Genomic DNA, 16,896 nt, shown 5'->3' on the forward strand with positions numbered 1-16,896 from the left:
ATGACTCAGAGCAAACACGTATCGATGTTCTTTCCCATGAGGTTTTTCCTCTGATAGCTCGGAAAAGAAACACTAAGGGATATAAGATAAAAGGCAGTTGCTACCTTGAAAAGCAACGTTGGGTCGTTGAGAGAACGATTTCTTGGTTAAAGACATGCTTCCGTTGTTCGGTGTAAAAAATGTTTTAGCAGATGGAGGATATTCTGGAGAAAAATTTGCAAAGAGTGTGCAGGAGATATTAGGATGTATAGTACAAATAGCCAAAAGAAATACACTTCATACTTTTACAGTTATTCCCAAAAGATGGGTTGTAGAGCGTTCTTTTGCGTGGATAGAAAAATGTCGCAGGCTATGGAAAAATTGCGAAAGAAAACTACATACAAGCCTGAATATGGTGGTTCTTGCTTTTATTGCTCTACTTTTGAAAAGATTTCAAACAGGCTCTTAGAGCTAACTTAAGAAAGCTGTGGCGCTATTAATATAGAGTCGATTTAATAAAATAAATAAGATAGAGCGCTAATATTAAATTAAGTATGATTTTTTATAGAAATATACTGGTTTGATTTCAGATCTAAGAATTGCATAACTAGGGTTTTTTTGAAAAACGTGTTATCTTTTGTGTAAAAATATTTATATATTCAAAATCTTAATTCGAATGCAAATGAGGATACTAAAAAGTCTATTTAGCCCTTCTTTAAGATGTTTAGTCCCAAAGTGTGATGGATTGGGTTAATTCTAAAATTTTTTGGTTTTTTTTGCCAACTTTTGATAGTATGCTCAAATGGTGTCAATCCCTTTACAGCTTTCAATCTTTTCGCAAAGTTATAGGCATTTAAAAAATTATATAAATGCTCTTTTAACTGCTGATGGGTTTGGTAGTGGTATCTTTTCGTGGTTTACTTTTGTTAACCGATGCTCTATCTGGTTTTCATCACATACTCGATCGAAAATGTGTGTAAAAGCATATAAATCTTGTTGCCTATGGGTAAATTGGATGCCGTTATACTCGTTTGTTTTTAAATTAAGATTTAACTAAGCAAAATTTCCTAGATAAAAGAGGCTGCAGTTCTTCCCGATATTTAGGAATGTTTTCAAAAAAGGCATAAATTGCCGTCAATCAATACCGATCCATCTTGGCTGGGTTTGGATGCTCTTTTTTTAGAGGTTCAAGCATCTAAGTGTTTTTTGCCTCAGCAGAAATATCATGAAAGGGCATTAGATGTTTATGATGTGGGAGAAGAGCTTTTAAGTGGAGTAGAGTTGCTCAATGATGCTAAGAAGCTAGCCGTTTTAATTTCTCTTTCTTCCGATCTGCAAAAGCGACTAGAAAAAGTAAATGAAGTTTTTTACCTTTTTACTCAAGTGTTCTATCTTTTTCAGGAGAGGTATCAAGGTTATTTGCATTACGCCTTAAGTTGTCATCCTAGAAAAATGTAGGATCTCTTTGCTTAAAATAGCGGAAATATCCGTAAAAATTTCTTTAGGAGTGCTTAAAAAGAACTTCAAGAAGTTAGATGGTTCAATACTTGCGTTAATGTAGTTGTATTTTAGTTTTAAAAATTTCTGCTCATCTATATGATAACAATGTGCTCTCTTCTCAATAAGGGAAAATTTTCCTTAAAAGAAAATGGATTTGCTTATGGATCTTAAGAGAAAAAGATTGAAACTTAGGGAATGGGGCTTTTTGCTCTTTGTTTTAGGGTTTATTTTCTCTTTGCTCATCATTTCTTGGCTATTGCCTAGATAAAAAGCAAAGAATGTAAAAAAGACGTTGAGGAAAAAATCAGCTTTTTGGTAGCCTCCTTGCTTAAGCCGCAATTAAAGGCTTAAAGAGCAAGAAAGTACAAAGCATTCATAAGCGCGTATACTCCTTGTTGCTGTCAGACACCTCTCATTCTGATGTTACTGTTTATAACAGTGCCTTTAAAAGAGATCACTCGCGGCGATAATCTGTATAATAAGGAAAAAGTATGACTTTAAAATTTCAGGGAAAGAAAAAAGGAATGACAATGCGATTTGATGCTCAAGGTAATCAAATTGTTTGCACAGTGATTTTGGTAGAGCCTAATGTCATAGCTCAAATTAAAAGTAGCCAAGGCAAAGATGGCTATAATGCTGTTCAGCTAGCGGCTTATAAGGTTAAACCTTCAAAGGTTAAAAATGTTTCTAAACCACTACAAGGCCATTTTGCAAAAGCAAAAATAGAGCCAAGATCTTCTTTAAAAGAATCTAGAGTAGAGAATGTAGAAGACTTTCAAGTGGCTCAAGAGCTTAATGTAAGCTATTTTAATGAGATTAGCTACGTAGATATTTCTGGTATTTCGAAAGGTAAAGGTCATCAAGGGGTTATGAAACGTCATAATTTTGCAGGCGGCCCTGCTTCTCATGGTTCTGGGTTTCATCGTCATGGTGGTTCAACTGGTATGCGTTCTACGCCAGGTCGTTGTTTGCCAGGACAAAAAAAGTCGGGTCGAATGGGAAACGAAATGGTAACCACGCAGAATTTGCGTGTAGTAAAAGTCGATTTAGAAAAGAATGTTATCCTTGTCGGGGGCGCTGTTCCAGGGCCGCGCAATGGATTAGTTTATATCTCAAAAGCAAAAAAGAAAGCGTAAGGGAGTTATAGTCGTGGCCTATCTAAAGGAATATAATTTATCTGGTAAAGAAGTAGGAAAAATTGAAATCGATGATGAACTACTCAGTCCAGCTGCAAATACGCAAATGATTAAAGATTATGTTACAGCTCTGCGCGCAAACGCTCGTCAGTGGTCCGCAAATACAAAAACAAGAGCAGAGGTAAATCATAGCGGTAAAAAACCTCATCCTCAAAAGGGTACTGGTAGAGCAAGGCAGGGTTATTTGGGTGCTCCTCAGTATAAAGGAGGAGGGCGTGTTCATGCTCCTAGGCCAAAATTTGATCAGCACGTAAAAATGAACAAAAAAGAGAAGCGTGCTGTCATTCGTCAATTGTTGATTGAAAAAGTATTGAATGATTCTCTGCATGTTTTGCAATTTGCAGAAATGAATAAGCCGCAAACAAAACAAGTTGTGCAATTTTTAAAGGCAAGAGATTTAGAAAATAAAAAGATTATTTTTTTAGCTGAGAGCGGTGATGAAGGACAGAGCACTATATTGCTAGAAAAATATCATACGCTATTTTTAAGTGCTCGTAATATTCTTGGATTGAGATTTCTTCCATTAACTATTGTAAATGGATATGACGTAATTGCTAATCAACATCTGATTGTGATGAATTCGGCTGTAGATCAGTTAAAAGTTCTATTGGGAGGACAGGGTTAATTATGTTAAAAAAGAGTCCTTACGATGTTATATTATCTCGTCATATAACAGAAAAAGCACTAGTTATGGAAAAATTACAATCCAATGAGAGTAATCCTTCTGTTAGGAAATGTAAAACTCCGAAGTATGTTTTTTTAGTTGCAAAAAAAGCGAATAAACAAGAGATCAAGCAAGCTCTTGAAAAGATTTACATCGATAAAAAAATTAAAGTTACATCTGTGAATACAATTACTATTAAGCCCAAAGCGAAGCGTGTAAGAGGACGTCTAGGAAAAAAAGCAGGTTTTAAAAAAGCCATTGTTTCCTTAGAGCCAGGGGATAATATTGAGGATAAAGGTTAAGCTAAGGAGCCTTGGAATCACTATGTTAAAAAAATTTCGACCCACTACAGCAGGGCAGCGTCATCTTGTTTTAACCAAGCAAGAAGCTTTAAGCTGTGTAAAGCCTGAAAAGTCTTTAATTGAAAAGAAAAAAAGAACAAATGGCCGTAACCACCATGGTCACATTACTTGTAGGCATAAAGGCGGTGGTCATAAGCGTTTTTATCGCATTGTTGACTTTAAAAGAGATAAAGAAAACATACCTGCTAAAGTAGCGTCTATTGAATACGATCCTAATCGAACAGCTGCTATTGCTCTATTGAACTATTTTGATGGAGAAAAGCGTTATATTTTAGCTCCACAGGGATTAAAAATAGGTGCTGTAATAGCAACAAATGATCAAGGGCGATTTGATGTGGGTTTTTGTATGCGTCTAAAGCATATGCCTCTTGGATCGGTTGTTCATAATATTGAACTCTATCCGGGGCGAGGTGGTCAGCTTGTGCGTTCAGCAGGTCTTTCTGCTCAATTAATGGCAAAAGCCGATAATGGATATGTGAACTTAAAAATGCCATCTGGAGAAGTAAGGCTCATTCATGAAAATTGTAGAGCTACTTTTGGGGCTGTTTCCAATCCAGAAAGGAATTTACGTGTTGAGGGAAAAGCAGGACGCTCTCGCTGGAGAGGAATTCGTCCAACTGTTCGAGGAACAGCAATGAACCCGGTGGATCACCCGCATGGAGGAGGAGAGGGTAAACATAATGGATACCTTCCACAAACCCCATGGGCAAAAGATACTAAGGGACGCCGCACGCGTTCTAAGAAGAAATCTAGTAAAATGATCGTTAAAGACCGTAGGAAATAGATTGGGAGTTTGAAGCTTATATGGGAAGATCGCTAAAAAAAGGGCCGTTTGTAGACCATCACTTGTTAGACAAAGTAAGTGTACAAAATAAAAATGGCAAAAAAAATCCTATCAAAACATGGTCACGACGATCCATGATTCTTCCTGAAATGATTGGACATACTTTTGATGTTCACAATGGAAAGAGGTTTATTAGTGTTTTCGTGTCCGATAATATGGTAGGTCATCGCCTTGGTGAATTTGCACCGACGAGAGTGTTTAAAGGACATGGATCGAAAAAAAGTACAGATAGTTCTAAATCTGCAACTTCAGGAAGAGGTTAAGAATTTATGCCACAAGCTTATGCGAAAACAAATTATGTGCGAATTAGTCCAAGAAAAGCGCGTTTAGCCGCTGATTTAATTAGAGGTCTCAAAGTTGAGGAGGCTGTAATACAATTGCGTTTTTGTAAATTAAAAGCAGGAATGCTTCTGCAAAAGACGTTAAACTCTGCAGTTGCTAATGCAGAAACACAGTTACAAGTTCAAAGGCGCGATTTAATTGTAAAAGAAGTGAGAGTGGATGTGGGCCCTGTTTTAAAGCGTGCCAAGCCAAAAAATAGAGGTGGAAGCCATCCAATTATGAAAAGAACTAGTCATTTTACAATAGCTGTTGCTGCTGAATAGAGGGGAAATAATGGGTCAAAAGACATCGCCGATTGGGTTTAGATTAATTAGAAATAAGAGATGGCGTTCTCTTTGGTATGCCAACAAACAAGAGTTTGGTGATTTACTAGGAGAGGATGATAGGATTCGTAAGCACTTGATGAAAAAGTCCTGTTGCGTAGGTACTTCTAGAATCGTTATTAGAAGAATGAGTGGTAAAGTAGAGGTGACTATTTATACAGCGCGCCCAGGCTTGGTTATTGGAAAAAAAGCTGCAGAACTCGATATCTTGAAGCAAGAACTTAGAAAGTTAACAGGAAAAGAGATTTGGATCGAAGTTGAAGAAATTAAAAGACCAGATCTTGAAGCGCAACTTGTAGCTGAAAATATAGCGAGACAGTTAGAGCGCCGAATCCCTTTTAGAAGAATTATGAAAAAGGCTATGCAAGCTACTATGGATGCAGGAGCTATTGGAATTAAAGTGCAAATTTCAGGACGTATTGGTGGTGCTGAAATCGCTCGTGTAGAGTGGTATATATTAGGAAGTGTTCCTTTGCATACACTGCGAGCTGATATTGATTATGCAACAGCCAGAGCGGAAACCACTTATGGTTCTATTGGAATCAAAGTGTGCATTAATAAAGGCGAAGACGAGATAAATCGATCAAAAGTAGTAGGAGGCTAACATGGCCCAAATGCCAGCTCGTACAAAATATAGAAAAACTCAAAAAGGAAGTCGTTCCGGCTTAAGTAAAAGTGGTAATTTTGTAGAATTCGGTGAATTTGGGATGAAAGTTCTCGAAAGAGGCGACATAAAAGCTAATCAAATTGAAGCTTGTAGAGTTGCCATTAATCGACATTTTCAGCGCCGTGGCCAAGTTTGGATTCGAATTTTTCCGCATAAGCCTGTAACTAGAAAGCCAGCTGAAACTCGTATGGGAAAAGGAAAAGGTGCAGTAGATCATTGGATAGCGGTTGTTCAACCTGGTAGAATATTGTTTGAAGTAGCTGGAGTATCTAAAACAGATGCCCAAGATGCATTAAAAAAAGCGGCAGCTAAATTAGGACTTCGTACTAGATTTGTTGAACGAGTAGAGCGAGTATAAAATAAGGTTTTACAAATGCCAAAAAAAGCAAAAGAATTAAGAGATCAATCAAAAGAAGAATTACAAGCTCTTTATGCCGATTTATCTAAAGAGATTTTCGAGTTGCGCAATGAGTTAAAGACAACACGTAAATTGGAAAAACCTCATTTAATTCGATTAAAAAAAAGAGATAGAGCAAGAGTCTTGACAGTCCTTCAAGAGAAAAAGGCATAAACGTAGGTAAAGAATGGAAAAACAAGCAGATCAAAAATGTAACACAAAGCGTAAAGTTAGAGAAGGTGTAGTTGTTTCTAACAAAATGCAAAAGACCGTTAAGGTTCGTGTAGATCGTACATTTAAGCACCCTAATTTTAATAAGGTGATTACACGCGGTAAAATCTATTACGCTCATGTTGAAGAAGAAGAAGTTGAGATCGGAAAGCTTGTAAAAATTATTGAAACGCGCCCTCTTTCAAAATTGAAAAGATGGCGTGTATTGCAAGTGCTTTGATGAAAAACAGATGCATAAATTACTAGGAATACAAAGGCCATGATTCAAGAAGAAACCGAATTAGAAGTAGCAGATAACACCGGTGCTAAGCGTGTGCGTTGTTTTAGAATTATAAAAAAAGGTTCTAAGCGTCCTCGTGCAGGTGTAGGCGATGTAATTATTTGCGCTGTAAAAGAATCTGATCCTAAAGGAACTGTTAAAAAGGGCAAAGTAGTTAAAGCTGTTATTGTTAGAACATGCAGTAGCATTTCTCGTAAAGATGGAAGCCAACTATCCTTTTTTGATAATAGCTGCGTAATTATCGATGACAAGGGAAATCCTCAAGGAACGCGTATTTTTGGTCCTATTGCACGTGAAGTGCGTGAAAGAGGTTATATTAAAATTACCTCGTTAGCACCAGAAGTGATTTAAGGGAGAATCTATGAGTAAGTGGATTAAGAAAGGTGACATTGTTGTTGTCATTTCAGGCAACGACAAAGGAAAGTCGGGTGAAGTGATTTCTCGAAATAAAGAGCGAATCTTAGTGCAAGGGGTGAATCTTCGTAAGAAGCATGCTAAGCGTCAAACGAAAGCTCCGGGTGCTGGGATTATAGAAATTGAAACGCCTATTCATATTTCCAATGTCTCTTTATGCAATAAAGAAAATCAGCCAGTGAAGGTCAAAGTGCGCTTTGCAGCTGATGGAGCTAAAGAGTTATTTTATTTGGAAGGGGATAAGCAAATTAAATTTCGCCAGGTTAAAAAACATTCATAAGTAGAAGATAAACAATGTCTAGATTACATAAACGCTATAAAGAAGTTGTAAAAAAAGAACTGCAAAACAAGTTTAAGTATTCCAACTTAATGCTTATTCCTCAGCTAAAGAAAATTGTAATTAGCATGGGGATAGCGGAAGCTTCTAAAGATAAAAATGCGATGCAAGCTTGCGTCAAGGAAATGGCATTGTTATCAGGACAGAAGCCGATTTTGACAAAATCACGTCGAGCAATTGCTAATTTTAAGCTACGTGAAGATCAACCAATTGGAGTAAAGGTTACTCTTAGAAGGCAGAGGATGTATGATTTCCTTGATCGTTTTTGTCACATTGTTTCTCCTCGTATTCGAGATTTTCGCGGCTTTAACCCTAAGTGCGATGGTAGAGGAAGTTATTCTTTAGGGATTCAAGAGCAGCAGATTTTTCCAGAGGTTATTTTAGATGAGATAAAGAGAACGCAAGGAATGAATATCACATTTGTGACGTCCGCAGAAACTGATGAAGAGTGTCTTGAGCTATTAACATCACTTGGACTTCCATTTAAAACAGCAGAATAAAGGTGAGGGAGAGAAAAAATCATGTCATTAAGTGATCCAATTGCAGATTTGCTAACAAGAATTCGCAATGCAAAAAGTGCTCGTCATCGCTTTGTCATTTTTAGACCCAGTAAAGTAAAACTAGCAGTTATAAAAGTATTGCAAGAAAATGGATTTGTTGGTGAGTGTCTTGTCAATGAAGAAAAAAGAGAAGCAAGGCTTTTTTTAAAATATGCTAACGGAAGAGAACCTGTGTTAAAGGGTTTAAAGCGCATGTCTTCTCCTTCTGCAAGGCAGTACGTTGGTTATCTTGAAATTCCAATTGTTTACGGTGGAATGGGAGTTGCAATTGTGTCTACTTCTAAAGGTATTCGCGATGGTAAAGCCGCTCGAAGGGATCGACTTGGCGGTGAGTTATTATGTGTGGTTTGGTAATTTAAGAAGAGGTAATTTATATGTCACGTCTTGGGAAAATGCCAATCTCACTTGCCGGGAAAAAAATAGATATTAAGATCCAAAACGGACAAGTTCAAGTAAAAGGTCCTAAAGGTGAATTATCCATTCCTGCAATTAAAGGGATTTTGGTGAAAATAGAAAATGATCATTTGTTTGTTTTAAAAGATGAGCAAATAGAAGTACACAATAAAGATTATGGTTTAGCTAGAGCTTTGATCAATAATATGATCACAGGTGTAAGCACGGGATTTGAAAAACGATTGAAGTTAGAAGGTGTTGGGTATCGTGCTCAAATTAAAGAAAATATGCTCGATTTGCAAATTGGGCGCTCTCATCCCACAGAACTTTTGATTCCTGAAGGAATTAAAATAACAGTGGAAAAAGGGGTATTAATCATTATTGAAGGAATAAGCAAGTTTCTCGTAGGGCATTTTGCTGCTGAAATACGCGCAGAAAAAAAACCTGAACCTTATAAAGGCAAGGGAATCCGCTATGAGAAAGAGCATGTACGTAAAAAGGCTGGTAAAGCAGCAAAGGGAAAAACAGGTTAATTTTAAGGTAGAGCTTTTATGCTTAATGAATTGCAAAGTCGAAATACAAAAAGAAAAAGGCGAAGTTTGCGTATCAGAAAACAAGTGCGCGGCTCTAGCGATAAGCCTCGACTTTCTGTATTTAAATCGCTGAAACACATTTGTGCACAGTTAATCGATGACAAAAAAGGGATCACTCTTGTAAGCGCAAGCACGTATACGCCGCTTTTACGTCAAAAGAATTTGGGCAAAAAAAGTAAACAAGCTGCACGGGAAGTGGGTATTTTATTAGCGAATGCCGCTAAACAAAAAAATATTCAATTCGTTGTATTCGATCGCGGCCATCATAAATATCATGGGTTGCTAGCAGAACTTGCAGATGCTGCACGTCAGTCAGGGTTACAATTTTAAGTTAAGGGATGTAACATGGAACAAAATAAAAGACGCGCTGAAGAATTTGGAACGGAATTTGAAGACAAGGTTCTGTACGTTAACCGCTGTTGTAAAGCAGTAAAAGGCGGAAAGAAGTTTAGCTTTTCTGCACTAGTTCTTGTAGGCGATAGACAAGGTAGAATTGGTTTTGGCTTTGCTAAAGCAAATGAAGTATCAGACGCTATTCGCAAAGCAACAGAATCTGCTCGTAAAAATATCTTTACATTTGAAATGGAAGGGTCTACAATTCCGCATGAAGTTTTAGTAGATTGGGATGGTTGCACAGTTCTACTAAAGCCAGCTCGAGATGGAACAGGTGTTATTGCAGGTTCAAAGGTTCGTTCTGTGCTAGAGCTTGCTGGAATAAAAGATGTAATTGCAAAGATCTATGGCTCTAATAATCCTTTGAATCAAGTGCAAGCAACATTAACCGCTTTGGAAGGTCTTGTAAATCGTCAAAAAAATCTAGTAAATAGAGGTTTAGCATCATGATGACTTTATCGCAATTAGCTAACACTCACAGACCCAAGAAAAAAGTGCAAAGAGTAGGACGAGGTGTTGGTTCGAAAAGAGGAAAGACCTGTGGTCGTGGTAATAAAGGTGATAAGGCTCGTCAAGGTTATAAATACCGCTTTGGACATGAAGGAGGGCAAATTCCTTTATATAAAAAGTTACCTACTCGAGGTTTTACCAATGGGCGTTTTACCTCTTATGTGTTTGCAATTAATCTCCAAATGATCGACAAGCTATACCAAGATGGAGAAGTAGTTAGCTTAAATACGCTGCAAGAGAAAGGCATTGCCCCTCGCAGAGTCTCTGGAGGATTAAAAATCTTATCCAATGGAGAGCTAACTAAAAAAGTTAGCATTGAAGCGCGCTTCTTTTCTCAAGCAACAGAAGAGAAGTTGAAGAAACAGGGTATTTCTTATCAAAAAATAACAAGCTAATGGAACGTTAGATATAAAATGATTGCAAAAATAGCTAAATTGCTTGTTATACCTGATCTTAGAAAAAAGATTTTTTTTACTCTTCTTATGTTAATTGCCTGTCGCATAGGTTCTTATATACCTGTGCCAGGTATTAATGGAGAATTAGCTGTGCAGCTTTTTCGTAGCACAGCAGGTGGTAGCCAAAATCTTTTCCAACTAATGGATATATTTTCTGGAGGAGCTTTTGCTCAAATGACTGTGATTGCTTTAGGGGTTATGCCTTACATATCCTCTTCGATCATTATGCAGTTAGTGATGGCGCTTGTTCCTACTATGCAAAGGGAAATTAAAGAAAATCCAGAAAGCGGGAAGCGCAAATTAGGACGCTGGACACGTACTCTTACTTTGTTTTTAGCGTTTTTTCAATCAGGGGTATTTGGAAGATTTGCTGTGCAATTAAATGCAGGAACGCCTGGCATTATTGCAAGCGAGGTTATGGATGTGCAATTTTTAGGAATTCCTTGGTTGTTTTATTTAATTATAATGACAACCATGACCACTGGAACCATTCTTTTGATGTGGATTGGCGAGCAGATTACGGAAAAAGGGATTGGTAATGGAATTAGCTTAATTATTACTGTTGGGATTCTTTCTTCTCTGCCAAGTACTTTGGGTTCTGTAATACGTCAGCTCAATTTAGATTCTCAAGAGCCAGGGCAGCTTACATTTTCTTCATTAGTTATTTTATCTGTTGTTTTTGTTCTTATTATAGTAGGAACTATTTTAATTATTCAGGGTCAAAGAAAGATTCCTCTTCAATATGCTAGACGAGTTGTAGGAAGACATGAAGTGCAAGGGGGGGGGAATGCATATATTCCTTTGAAAATAAACTATGCTGGAGTGATTCCTGTAATTTTTGCCTCTTCATTGTTAATGTTTCCTGCTACGATTGGGCAATTTATAGGCGCTAATTCTTGGGTTGGGAAATGCGCAAATGCTATTTCACCAGGGAGTTGGCTATATATGTTTATCTTTGTAATGCTGATTATTTTTTTCACGTACTTTTGGACGGCAACCCAGTTTCACCCAGAACAAATCGCGTCTGATATGAAAAAGAACGGGGCTTTTATTCCTGGGATTAAGCAAGGAAGATTTACTCAAGATTACTTGGAATTAACGATGAATAGAATTACGTTTGCAGGAGCTATTTTTCTTTCAATGATTGCAATTTTACCAACAATTATTGGAAAGCTACTACACGTGGACGCTAGTATCACATATTTTTTTGGAGGGACTTCTTTGCTCATTCTCGTAGGTGTTATTCTAGACACCTCTAAGCAAATAGAATCCCACTTATTAATGAAACGCTATGAAGGGTTTATGAAGAGAAGTCGGCTAAAAGGAATATAGAAGTTTTTTTAGTCGAATTAAGATAACAGGTCAATATTGTGAATAAATAAAAGATCTGATAATCTGCCTCAGATAATTGTTTAAAAAAGGAATTTGTTTCATGCCTAGAGTAATTGGAGTCGATATCCCAGATAACAAGCGGCTAGAAATTAGCTTGACGTATGTTTATGGTGTTGGTCGCGAGACATCAAAAGGAATTTGCAAGGAACTAGGACTAGATCCTAATATGAGAGCACATCGTTTAACACAAGATGAAATTGCAAAAATTAATGCTAAATTGCAATCCGACTACATAGTTGAAGGGGATCTTCGTCGCCAAGTTCAAGGAAATATTAAAAGATTGATTAGCATTCATTGCTATCGAGGAATGCGTCATCGTTTAGGTCTTCCTGTTCGTGGCCAGCGTACACGCTCTAATGCGCGTACTAGAAAAGGAAAGAGAAAAACAGTAGCGAACAAAAAGAAATAGAGGAGATTGAACTTTGGCTAAACAAGATACCCGTAAGGTAATGGTTAAAAAACCAACCATTGTTAAAAATAAAAAAAAGACGCATCGCAATGTTTCATCAGGCATTGCTCATGTTTCAGCAACCTTTAGTAATACAATTATTTCTATCACCGATTTAGCGGGTAATACAATTACTGCTTCTTCTGCTGGTAGAGTTGGATATACAGGTTCTCGTAAATCATCTGCTTTTGCAGCAAATATGGCAGCAGAAGATGCTGCAAAGCGAGCAATTACAATTAGCGGGATGAAAGAAGTGGAAGTAAACCTTTGTGGGCCTGGTACTGGAAGGGAATCTGCTGTAAAAGGATTACGCGGTGGTGGATTAGAAGTTACGTTTATTAGAGATGTAACCCCTATATCTCACAACGGATGCCGTGCACCTAAAAGACGAAGGGTATAAACCCGGTTTTTGCTATAAAAATATAAATAATACTGATTTTATCGGTATTTAAAGAAGAACTAGAAATTTTCAGGAGTTTGATCATGGCCATTAAATATGGCAAGTTTGAGTTGCCGTCAAAGATTAAGCTTGATGAAGCGAGCCGTTCTAAGACATTTGCTCGTTTTATTGCAGAGCCGTTTGAGAGAGGTTTTGGACACACTGTTGGGAATGCTTTGCGCAGAATCATGCTCAGCTCCTTAGAAGCTCCTGCTATTGTTTCTGTGCGTATCGAAGATGTCCCCCATGAGTATATGGCGATTGATGGCGTAATAGAAGATATGACAACAATTGTGTTAAATTTTAAAAGTGCTCTTTTACGCAAATTACCAATAGATGATGAGCTAGAGTCTCGTGAATTAAAGCAGATTTCTAAAATGCTGGATGTTACGCCAGAAATGCTTGAAAAAAACAATGGTCAATATGCAGTAACTCTACACGATTTGTTAGAAGAGTCTGAGTTTGACATATTCAATCCAGAGTTGGTGATTTTTACAGTCACTAAACCAATGATGCGTAAAATTGATTTAAAAATAGCAATTGGTCGTGGATATGTACCTGCTGAAAGGCATCCGATACAAGAAAACGTAGTGGATGAAATTTTATTGGATTCCGCTTTTTCTCCTGTAAGATTGGTAAATTACTTTGTGGAAAATACACGCGTAGGTCAAGATACAGATTTTGATCGTTTAATTTTGGAAGTGAATACAGATGGGCGTATTTCTCCTGAAGAAGCACTCACTTTTGCAACGCAAATTGGGATTTTACATTTTGAAGTTTTTGATGAATTAAATGTAGACATCTTAAGTTTTGATCAGGGAGAAATTAAACTCAATACGGATAAAGATGCTCTGATGGCTAAGCTTGCATTAAAAATTAATGAAATTGAGCTTTCTGTACGTTCAAGTAATTGTCTTTCTTTAGCTTGTATTGATACAATTGCAGAGCTGGTTGTCATGCCAGAACCTGAGCTTTTGAGATTTAGAAATTTTGGAAAGAAATCTCTAAATGAAATTAAAGATAAACTAAAAGGAATGGGTCTTTGGCTAGGAATGACTAAAGAAGACCTTGGGATGGATCTTCATAAGGATAACGTCAAAGAAGTTGTACAGGAATACTTAAGTAAAAAGGTAGGTCATCAAACATGAGACATCGCAAACACACCTTTAAAATAGGGCGAACTGCAAGCCATCGCCGCTGTATGATTGCTAATATGGTTAAGTCTTTAATTGTACATGGTCGAATTAAAACAACAGAGCGCAAAGCTTCCGAGCTTAAAAGACATGCAGACCACGTTGTAACTTTAGCTAAATCAAATGCTTTGGCTAATAAGCGCAAGATAGTTGGGGATTTAATGATTCGTTATAACTCATTAACCACAAAGGAAGCAAGAGCTGCTAAAGCAGGAGATACTTCTTCTTATAACATAGATCGTAGAGTAATGGGCAAGCTTGATGAGCTTGCAAAAAGATTTGCTAATCGAAATGGCGGATTTACACGCGTTCTAAAAGAAGGATATCGTGTAGGTGATGGAGCTTCTCTCTGTTATATTGAGTACCTTTCCGAATAAATTTATTTGATCTAAAAAAGTGTCTATCCATAGATGCTTTTTTAGAGATTGTTTTTCAAATTTCTAAATATATATTCTTATATTTTCTAAGAAATCTTAAGCCTTGTAGATATACAACCTTATGGATTAATCTTGAGGCTGTTTTGATATATAAAACGAAGACTCGATAAGGAGGAATACATGTCAATTCGAGTTGGTATTAATGGGTTTGGAAGAATTGGTCGTCTTATGCTAAGGATTATCAGTGAAAAGTGTCCAGATATCGACGTTGTTGCAATCAACGATCTTGTCCCACCCGAAGATCTAGCTTACTTATTAAAGTATGATTCTGTGCACCACACATTTCCTCACTGTGTTACAGCAGACGATAAGCATATAAACGTAAATAAAAAAAAGATTTTAGCTCTCTCTGAGAGAGAGCCTGAAAAACTTCCCTGGAAAGATTTAAAAGTAGATTATGTGATTGAATCAACAGGTTACTTTACCGATTTAGAGTCAGCGAATAAACATAGAAAGGCTGGCGCTAAAAGAGTTATTATTTCTGCTCCTGCAAAAGGAGAAGTTCCTACTTTTGTAATGGGGGTTAATCAAGAAAATTATAATCCACAGAAGGATTTTATTGTTTCTAATGCCTCTTGTACAACGAACTGTTTAGCACCTTTAACAAAAATACTACTCGATCATTTTGGGATAGAAGAAGGTTTGATGACCACTGTACATGCTATGACAGCTACACAGCATACAGTAGATAGCCCTTCTAGAAAAGATCGACGAGGGGGACGAGCTGCAAGTATAAACATTATTCCTTCATCTACGGGTGCAGCAAAAGCAGTAGCGCTTTGTTTGCCTGAAGTAAAAGGCAAATTAACAGGTATGGCATTACGCGTTCCTGTAATTGATGTTTCTGTTGTCGATCTTACAGTAAGGCTTACCAAAGCTACATCATATGAAGAAATCTGTGCTGTTATTCAAAAAGAAGCAAGAGGACCTATGAAGGGCATTGTCACCTATTGTGATGAAGATGTTGTTTCTTCTGACTTTATTGGTCATCCCTCTTCTTGTATTTTTGATAGACATGCGGGAATAAAATTAAATTCTCATTTTTATAAATTAATTGCTTGGTATGATAATGAAATGGGATACTCACATCGAGTCGTAGATTTGCTGCGATATATGGTATCCAAAGAAACCTTAAGCTAATAACATGGAATAAGATACGTGCATTTTACTCGAGAACCAACGATTGAAACAATTATTTCTCCTAGAGAAGAGGGCTATAAGCTTCTCGTGCGTAATACTAAAGGAGAAAAGGCAGAAGAATATTACGTTGATGCAGTGGAAGTTGTCTCTTTTGGTCGGGCTTTCTTTTTCCGTTCTCTAGAAAAGCCTAAAGCATTTTTAGTGCCTACAGGAGATTATGAGATTTTAGAAGTACGCGAAGCGCGCATTGCATTGAAAAATGTAAACCATGAGCGTTCCATTAAAATTGGAGGAGGTCGTGAAAATACGCGTGCTCCTGCTAAAGAAACTCCTACTCCTGAAAAAGAGTTAGCATCTGTAGTAGAGGAATCCTCTGCTTTAGAAACTGTTGAATCTACAACAGAAGAAGTGCGTGCGGATAAGCGTCGAGATCGCCATCGCCGTCGTCGTCGTCGTCATACCGATGAACAACAAGAACAACGCTCTCGCAGAGCAGATAGTTCTGAAAAAGAATCGAGCGAGTCAAAAGAAGAGCAAAAAGGAACAGATGAAGAAAAAATCCCATCACCTATGCTTATTTCTCCTCCTCCGATACTTATTTCAGAAACCCTGCTTAGCCGTTATAAAGATAAAGACTTAGGACAATCTCTTCTAGAAAAAAAAGAAGAGATTATCACTCACGAAGAAATTCTTGAGCAACAAGTAGAATCAAAAGTAGAAGAGAAAAAAGAAGAAGAGGATTCAGATAAAGATCCAGGTTCAGAAGGGACTGCTTTTAGTCGCTCTATTCTTAACCCTCCTACTTTTACAGAAAATATCAAAACCGATTTTTTATTCTGATATGAAGGCTCTTAAAAATTTAAGAGCCTTTTTTCTTGCTTTTTTTTTAAATACTCCAGTAAGCTCATGAGCCTCATCGCTTGGCTCGGATGGTGGAATGGTAGACACTAGGGACTTAAAATCCCTTGCTCGCAAGGGCGTGCAGGTTCGACTCCTGTTCCGAGCAATTTGATATAAGGTGGCAAAGGAAGCATTGCTGAATTTGAACTATGCAGGAAAGGCATGCCGGCTCAATCAAGGCCAGCTTAAACAACTAAAAATCTATGTAAAAGAAGAATCTCCCAGTTCAGCTAAACAAGTTGTCAATTTTGCCAAAGACCGCTTTGGAATATGTTATACGCCATCAGCACACCCATTTCTGTCAGTGATATTAGCAGTGGTAATGTGAATCGCATGAGGGAGCCCTTGGGTATCGACTGCTATATGTCTTTTTATTCCTGATATTTTTTCCCCTGCATCATATCCTTATCTTCTCCGCTGTATCAGTATTTTTAACACTTTGAGCATCAATAATTACAAAGCTTGTTTTCTCTTTCCGACCACTGCTTTTTCTGACCTCGCCAACCA

Annotated in this window: 27 protein-coding genes, 1 tRNA gene and 3 pseudogenes; 29 read left to right on the top strand and 2 right to left on the bottom strand. The window is 37.4% G+C overall.

What is annotated here, in order from left to right; all coding sequences use genetic code 11:
* Positions 1–172: 172 nt before the first annotated feature.
* Positions 173–448 (top strand): annotated as a pseudogene (locus tag RHOW815_RS02510) (transposase); the annotation flags it as partial.
* A 235-nt stretch (positions 449–683) separates the two neighbouring features.
* On the opposite strand, the pseudogene RHOW815_RS08480 reads toward RHOW815_RS02510, so the two are convergent.
* Positions 684–1,002, bottom strand: a pseudogene (locus RHOW815_RS08480) (IS481 family transposase); the annotation flags it as partial.
* A 105-nt stretch (positions 1,003–1,107) separates the two neighbouring features.
* Between RHOW815_RS08480 and RHOW815_RS02520 the strand changes: the two are divergent.
* From RHOW815_RS02520 to RHOW815_RS02655, 28 genes are all read left to right on the top strand, one after another.
* Entirely contained in the window at positions 1,108–1,437 is a 330-nt protein-coding gene (locus tag RHOW815_RS02520; RefSeq protein ID WP_215216796.1) for a hypothetical protein, read from the top strand.
* A gap of 533 nt (positions 1,438–1,970) precedes the next feature.
* Complete coding sequence (gene rplC, locus RHOW815_RS02525; RefSeq protein WP_215216797.1) at positions 1,971–2,615, top strand: 50S ribosomal protein L3; 645 nt, start codon at positions 1,971–1,973, stop codon at positions 2,613–2,615.
* 61 nt (positions 2,616–2,676) lie between these two features.
* The gene (gene rplD / locus RHOW815_RS02530; protein WP_434062180.1) at positions 2,677–3,300 is read left to right on the top strand and encodes a 50S ribosomal protein L4; all 624 of its coding nucleotides are present in this window, start codon (positions 2,677–2,679) and stop codon (positions 3,298–3,300) included.
* A gap of 2 nt (positions 3,301–3,302) precedes the next feature.
* Positions 3,303–3,641: a 50S ribosomal protein L23 gene (rplW, locus tag RHOW815_RS02535; RefSeq protein WP_215216799.1), complete on the top strand. Its 339-nt coding sequence runs from the start codon at positions 3,303–3,305 to the stop codon at positions 3,639–3,641.
* A 22-nt stretch (positions 3,642–3,663) separates the two neighbouring features.
* Complete coding sequence (gene rplB / locus RHOW815_RS02540; RefSeq protein WP_215216800.1) at positions 3,664–4,485, top strand: 50S ribosomal protein L2; 822 nt, start codon at positions 3,664–3,666, stop codon at positions 4,483–4,485.
* 20 nt (positions 4,486–4,505) lie between these two features.
* On the top strand, positions 4,506–4,808 hold the full coding sequence (gene rpsS, locus RHOW815_RS02545; RefSeq protein WP_215216801.1) for a 30S ribosomal protein S19: 303 nt from the start codon (positions 4,506–4,508) through the stop codon (positions 4,806–4,808).
* Between the two features lie 6 nt (positions 4,809–4,814).
* Positions 4,815–5,150 (top strand): 50S ribosomal protein L22, encoded by a 336-nt coding sequence (gene rplV / locus RHOW815_RS02550; RefSeq protein WP_215216802.1) that lies wholly within the window; start codon positions 4,815–4,817, stop codon positions 5,148–5,150.
* Between the two features lie 10 nt (positions 5,151–5,160).
* Complete coding sequence (rpsC, locus tag RHOW815_RS02555) at positions 5,161–5,814, top strand: 30S ribosomal protein S3 (RefSeq protein WP_215216803.1); 654 nt, start codon at positions 5,161–5,163, stop codon at positions 5,812–5,814.
* 1 nt (position 5,815) lies between these two features.
* Entirely contained in the window at positions 5,816–6,235 is a 420-nt protein-coding gene (rplP, locus tag RHOW815_RS02560) for a 50S ribosomal protein L16 (protein ID WP_215216804.1), read from the top strand.
* Between the two features lie 15 nt (positions 6,236–6,250).
* On the top strand, positions 6,251–6,448 hold the full coding sequence (gene rpmC / locus RHOW815_RS02565; RefSeq protein ID WP_215216805.1) for a 50S ribosomal protein L29: 198 nt from the start codon (positions 6,251–6,253) through the stop codon (positions 6,446–6,448).
* A 13-nt stretch (positions 6,449–6,461) separates the two neighbouring features.
* Positions 6,462–6,725 carry a 30S ribosomal protein S17 gene (rpsQ, locus tag RHOW815_RS02570; protein WP_215216806.1) on the top strand — a complete coding sequence of 88 codons (264 nt, stop codon included), beginning with the start codon at positions 6,462–6,464 and terminating at the stop codon, positions 6,723–6,725.
* Positions 6,726–6,764: 39 nt separating this feature from the next.
* Positions 6,765–7,136 (top strand): 50S ribosomal protein L14, encoded by a 372-nt coding sequence (gene rplN, locus RHOW815_RS02575; protein ID WP_215216807.1) that lies wholly within the window; start codon positions 6,765–6,767, stop codon positions 7,134–7,136.
* Between the two features lie 10 nt (positions 7,137–7,146).
* Positions 7,147–7,479 carry a 50S ribosomal protein L24 gene (gene rplX / locus RHOW815_RS02580; RefSeq protein WP_215216808.1) on the top strand — a complete coding sequence of 111 codons (333 nt, stop codon included), beginning with the start codon at positions 7,147–7,149 and terminating at the stop codon, positions 7,477–7,479.
* A gap of 14 nt (positions 7,480–7,493) precedes the next feature.
* A complete protein-coding gene (rplE, locus tag RHOW815_RS02585; protein WP_215216809.1) occupies positions 7,494–8,036 on the top strand; it encodes a 50S ribosomal protein L5 in 543 nt (180 codons plus the stop codon).
* 21 nt (positions 8,037–8,057) lie between these two features.
* Positions 8,058–8,450 (top strand): 30S ribosomal protein S8, encoded by a 393-nt coding sequence (gene rpsH, locus RHOW815_RS02590; RefSeq protein ID WP_194845551.1) that lies wholly within the window; start codon positions 8,058–8,060, stop codon positions 8,448–8,450.
* Positions 8,451–8,470: 20 nt separating this feature from the next.
* Positions 8,471–9,022, top strand: a complete 552-nt coding sequence (gene rplF / locus RHOW815_RS02595) for a 50S ribosomal protein L6 (RefSeq protein WP_215216810.1) — start codon at positions 8,471–8,473, stop codon at positions 9,020–9,022.
* 18 nt (positions 9,023–9,040) lie between these two features.
* Positions 9,041–9,412, top strand: coding sequence for a 50S ribosomal protein L18 (rplR, locus tag RHOW815_RS02600; RefSeq protein WP_215216811.1), 372 nt, complete (start codon positions 9,041–9,043; stop codon positions 9,410–9,412).
* Positions 9,413–9,427: 15 nt separating this feature from the next.
* A complete protein-coding gene (rpsE, locus tag RHOW815_RS02605; RefSeq protein ID WP_215216812.1) occupies positions 9,428–9,925 on the top strand; it encodes a 30S ribosomal protein S5 in 498 nt (165 codons plus the stop codon).
* Entirely contained in the window at positions 9,922–10,380 is a 459-nt protein-coding gene (rplO, locus tag RHOW815_RS02610; RefSeq protein ID WP_215216813.1) for a 50S ribosomal protein L15, read from the top strand. The genes rpsE and rplO overlap by 4 nt, the downstream gene beginning before the upstream one ends.
* Positions 10,381–10,401: 21 nt before the next feature.
* Positions 10,402–11,772 carry a preprotein translocase subunit SecY gene (secY, locus tag RHOW815_RS02615; RefSeq protein WP_350339701.1) on the top strand — a complete coding sequence of 457 codons (1,371 nt, stop codon included), beginning with the start codon at positions 10,402–10,404 and terminating at the stop codon, positions 11,770–11,772.
* 100 nt (positions 11,773–11,872) lie between these two features.
* A complete protein-coding gene (gene rpsM, locus RHOW815_RS02620) occupies positions 11,873–12,241 on the top strand; it encodes a 30S ribosomal protein S13 (protein ID WP_215216815.1) in 369 nt (122 codons plus the stop codon).
* A gap of 40 nt (positions 12,242–12,281) precedes the next feature.
* Positions 12,282–12,680, top strand: a complete 399-nt coding sequence (gene rpsK / locus RHOW815_RS02625; RefSeq protein WP_215216821.1) for a 30S ribosomal protein S11 — start codon at positions 12,282–12,284, stop codon at positions 12,678–12,680.
* A gap of 83 nt (positions 12,681–12,763) precedes the next feature.
* On the top strand, positions 12,764–13,867 hold the full coding sequence (locus RHOW815_RS02630; protein ID WP_215216816.1) for a DNA-directed RNA polymerase subunit alpha: 1,104 nt from the start codon (positions 12,764–12,766) through the stop codon (positions 13,865–13,867).
* Positions 13,864–14,289 carry a 50S ribosomal protein L17 gene (gene rplQ / locus RHOW815_RS02635; protein ID WP_215216817.1) on the top strand — a complete coding sequence of 142 codons (426 nt, stop codon included), beginning with the start codon at positions 13,864–13,866 and terminating at the stop codon, positions 14,287–14,289. Before RHOW815_RS02630 ends, rplQ begins: the two co-directional genes overlap by 4 nt.
* A gap of 180 nt (positions 14,290–14,469) precedes the next feature.
* A complete protein-coding gene (gap, locus tag RHOW815_RS02640) occupies positions 14,470–15,489 on the top strand; it encodes a type I glyceraldehyde-3-phosphate dehydrogenase (RefSeq protein WP_215216818.1) in 1,020 nt (339 codons plus the stop codon).
* 18 nt (positions 15,490–15,507) lie between these two features.
* Complete coding sequence (locus RHOW815_RS02645) at positions 15,508–16,329, top strand: hypothetical protein (protein WP_215216819.1); 822 nt, start codon at positions 15,508–15,510, stop codon at positions 16,327–16,329.
* An 83-nt stretch (positions 16,330–16,412) separates the two neighbouring features.
* Positions 16,413–16,495 (top strand) — tRNA-Leu (locus RHOW815_RS02650).
* Between the two features lie 12 nt (positions 16,496–16,507).
* Positions 16,508–16,717, top strand: coding sequence for a hypothetical protein (locus tag RHOW815_RS02655; RefSeq protein WP_215216822.1), 210 nt, complete (start codon positions 16,508–16,510; stop codon positions 16,715–16,717).
* Here the strand turns inward: RHOW815_RS02655 and RHOW815_RS02660 are convergent.
* A pseudogene (locus RHOW815_RS02660) lies at positions 16,681–16,896 on the bottom strand (transposase); the annotation flags it as partial. The gene RHOW815_RS02655 and the pseudogene RHOW815_RS02660 overlap by 37 nt on opposite strands.

The sequence above is a fragment of the Candidatus Rhabdochlamydia sp. W815 genome (assembly GCF_018642185.1).
Taxonomy (GTDB): Bacteria; Chlamydiota; Chlamydiia; order Chlamydiales; family Rhabdochlamydiaceae; genus Rhabdochlamydia; species Rhabdochlamydia oedothoracis.

Bases quoted from the DNA above. Each gene is read 5' to 3' on its own strand.
- rplQ (WP_215216817.1), top strand. From the start codon at position 13,864: ATGAGACATCGCAAACACACCTTTAAAATAGGGCGAACTGCAAGCCAT.
- rplO (WP_215216813.1), top strand. From the start codon at position 9,922: ATGATGACTTTATCGCAATTAGCTAACACTCACAGACCCAAGAAAAAA.
- rplN (WP_215216807.1), top strand. From the start codon at position 6,765: ATGATTCAAGAAGAAACCGAATTAGAAGTAGCAGATAACACCGGTGCT.
- rpsK (WP_215216821.1), top strand. From the start codon at position 12,282: ATGGTTAAAAAACCAACCATTGTTAAAAATAAAAAAAAGACGCATCGC.
- rplX (WP_215216808.1), top strand. From the start codon at position 7,147: ATGAGTAAGTGGATTAAGAAAGGTGACATTGTTGTTGTCATTTCAGGC.
- rplV (WP_215216802.1), top strand. From the start codon at position 4,815: ATGCCACAAGCTTATGCGAAAACAAATTATGTGCGAATTAGTCCAAGA.
- rpsH (WP_194845551.1), top strand. From the start codon at position 8,058: ATGTCATTAAGTGATCCAATTGCAGATTTGCTAACAAGAATTCGCAAT.
- rplR (WP_215216811.1), top strand. From the start codon at position 9,041: ATGCTTAATGAATTGCAAAGTCGAAATACAAAAAGAAAAAGGCGAAGT.
- rpmC (WP_215216805.1), top strand. From the start codon at position 6,251: ATGCCAAAAAAAGCAAAAGAATTAAGAGATCAATCAAAAGAAGAATTA.
- rplW (WP_215216799.1), top strand. From the start codon at position 3,303: ATGTTAAAAAAGAGTCCTTACGATGTTATATTATCTCGTCATATAACA.
- RHOW815_RS02630 (WP_215216816.1), top strand. From the start codon at position 12,764: ATGGCCATTAAATATGGCAAGTTTGAGTTGCCGTCAAAGATTAAGCTT.
- rplC (WP_215216797.1), top strand. From the start codon at position 1,971: ATGACTTTAAAATTTCAGGGAAAGAAAAAAGGAATGACAATGCGATTT.
- gap (WP_215216818.1), top strand. From the start codon at position 14,470: ATGTCAATTCGAGTTGGTATTAATGGGTTTGGAAGAATTGGTCGTCTT.
- rplB (WP_215216800.1), top strand. From the start codon at position 3,664: ATGTTAAAAAAATTTCGACCCACTACAGCAGGGCAGCGTCATCTTGTT.
- rpsQ (WP_215216806.1), top strand. From the start codon at position 6,462: ATGGAAAAACAAGCAGATCAAAAATGTAACACAAAGCGTAAAGTTAGA.
- rpsS (WP_215216801.1), top strand. From the start codon at position 4,506: ATGGGAAGATCGCTAAAAAAAGGGCCGTTTGTAGACCATCACTTGTTA.
- rpsM (WP_215216815.1), top strand. From the start codon at position 11,873: ATGCCTAGAGTAATTGGAGTCGATATCCCAGATAACAAGCGGCTAGAA.
- rplF (WP_215216810.1), top strand. From the start codon at position 8,471: ATGTCACGTCTTGGGAAAATGCCAATCTCACTTGCCGGGAAAAAAATA.
- rplE (WP_215216809.1), top strand. From the start codon at position 7,494: ATGTCTAGATTACATAAACGCTATAAAGAAGTTGTAAAAAAAGAACTG.
- rpsE (WP_215216812.1), top strand. From the start codon at position 9,428: ATGGAACAAAATAAAAGACGCGCTGAAGAATTTGGAACGGAATTTGAA.
- rplP (WP_215216804.1), top strand. From the start codon at position 5,816: ATGGCCCAAATGCCAGCTCGTACAAAATATAGAAAAACTCAAAAAGGA.
- rpsC (WP_215216803.1), top strand. From the start codon at position 5,161: ATGGGTCAAAAGACATCGCCGATTGGGTTTAGATTAATTAGAAATAAG.